Origin of the sequence: Desulfonatronospira sp. MSAO_Bac3 (assembly GCF_003838035.1) — a bacterium.
GTDB classification, from domain to species: domain Bacteria; phylum Desulfobacterota; class Desulfovibrionia; order Desulfovibrionales; family Desulfonatronovibrionaceae; genus Desulfonatronospira; species Desulfonatronospira thiodismutans.
Genome location: NZ_QYZY01000281.1, coordinates 1 through 2036, shown reverse-complemented (window position 1 = coordinate 2036; position 2036 = coordinate 1). Strand labels below are relative to the sequence as shown.

1 protein-coding gene is annotated in these 2036 nt (G+C 49.6%); it reads right to left on the bottom strand.

Annotation, left to right across the window (positions count from 1 at the left end; all coding sequences use genetic code 11):
* Nucleotides 1-210: 210 nt before the first annotated feature.
* Nucleotides 211-1671: a sensor domain-containing diguanylate cyclase gene (locus D5S03_RS09485; RefSeq protein WP_287043685.1), complete on the bottom strand. Its 1461-nt coding sequence runs from the start codon at nt 1669-1671 to the stop codon at nt 211-213.
* Nucleotides 1672-2036: the final 365 nt, after the last annotated feature.

Sequence of the window (2036 nt, the reverse complement as noted above, 5' to 3'; positions counted from 1 at the left end):
TTCCTTATTACAAAATGATTGAAAGCCTCTACCTGGAAATAGCCTGGTCCATGCAGGCGTCTGTTTTTGAACCACTCCAAGCGCGTGGCAGGCTTAGCGAGCGTAGAACGCTCTGGATTACAGGCACTTAATAGCTCCCCTCCTTGGCCAAGGAGGGGCCGGGGGTGGTTATATGAGATCCCTTCCTTATTACTAAATGATTGAAAGCCTCTAATTGGAAACAGCCTGTTCCATGCAGACGTCTGCCGAGGTGCAGACCATGTTGCGTCCGTTGAATTTGGACAGATAAAGGGCCTGATCCGCCTGTTCCACCAGGGTGTCTTTAGGTGTCAGGGGGCCGGGCTTTATGGAGGCCACACCGAGGCTGGCGGTAATGCTGAATTTTTTGCCCTGCACTTCAAACTCGGTCTGGCCGATTTTCTGGCGGATCCTCTGGCCCAGCAGCCAGGCCTGTTCCTCTGTAGTCTCGGGCAGGAGGATGACGAACTCCTCTCCACCGTAGCGGGCGGGAAAGTCCGTTTCCCTGACGGTATCCACCAGGATTTCCCCTATTTTTCTGAGCACCATGTCTCCTGTGACATGACCGTAGGTATCATTGAGGGCCTTGAAATGATCCAGGTCCAGCATGATCAGGCTCAGGGAATTCCCCTGCCTCTGATGTCTTTTAAGCTCTTTTCTGAGTTTCTTGTCAAAATGCTGACGGTTGTTGATGCAGGTCAGTCCGTCAAATTCGGCCTCGTACTTGACCGCTTTGTATTTTAAAGCGTTGCGGAGGCTCAGGGACAGGTGCCTGGCGGCGCTGTTTATTATCGTCACCTGGTCTTTACCCAGGTTCAGGATCTCTTTTGCATCCAGGATAATGGCCCCGAAAGTCTTCTGCCCGGCCTGCAGGGGAAGCATTATCTGCCGGGCATGACTGGGAGGCTTGCTCAGGGTATTTTCCCCCTCCCCCATGACCACTGTATGGTAATGTCTGGGCATACTGCCTTCAAACCTCTGAACTATTTCCATAAGGTGCCCGGTCCATTTCTGCCTTGTTTTAAGGGACTTGATTTCCGGCAGATATATTTCCGCAAACAGATCCTCATTGTCATAGTTCCAGAAGATTGCTGCCAGCCCGGTGGTCCCGAGCAGTGTCCCAAACTCTTTGGAAGTCTGGTGCAGGATTTCTTTAAGGTCCAGGGTCTGTGAGGTGCTGGTCAGAATGCGGTTCAAAAATTCCAGCTGGGCGTTTTTACGCGTCAGAAGCTCGCGCTCCAGTACAATCTCTTTGGCCATGAGGTGCAGGTCAGTATAAAGCTCCTGCACTTCCCTGGCCTTGTCCCGGATACTTTTCAGGGCGTTTCTGGTCACCGGACGACGAAGATAACCCAGAAAAGAGGCGGATACACTGTACTCCTGCTCCGGCTTCTGCTGCTCATCCTCAAGAACCAGCACTAAGTGCTGATTACGGCTTTCCAACCAGTCCCGCATTTCCTGATCCATCTTTTCCCATCTGCCGGGGCTCAGAAAGAGAACGTCTATACTGGACTGGCTTCCACCGTCTGTAGACAGGGAATTGGAGCCGTCCACCTCATTAACAGCAGTATCACCGGGGAGGTTGTCTTCTATTTCCCGCTTCAGATCCCTGGAGACGTCCACCAGGTGAAAAACAGCATGACTTCCGTTCATGTCAGGCTCCTTTATTTGACATTGTTTTAGATTTTCAATGCAAATTAAGGGCCATCCTTTCAGACAAGAAACCTTACCTGGTTCCGGCACCCACTTAATAGTTATCGATCAAGCCAGGAAAAAATAGTCTAAGCATGCCCGACAGTTACTTCGGAACATCTGTTTTATCTTACCTTTTAGCCTTGAGCTTCAAAATTTCATCTTCAGCACTGGGAAGATTTTACCGCATTTCGCCTGTTTACCCATTTTCACCTTTTTTACATGGTTATAAGATACTGTTTTTAAAAAACTAATTTTATATGGCACCGCCATTGCTTTGACCCTTCAAAAACTCGAAGGAGGGTATTAACATGTCTTTGGTCATA

Bases quoted from the DNA above. Each gene is read 5' to 3' on its own strand.
- D5S03_RS09485 (WP_287043685.1), bottom strand. From the start codon at position 1,671: ATGAACGGAAGTCATGCTGTTTTTCACCTGGTGGACGTCTCCAGGGAT.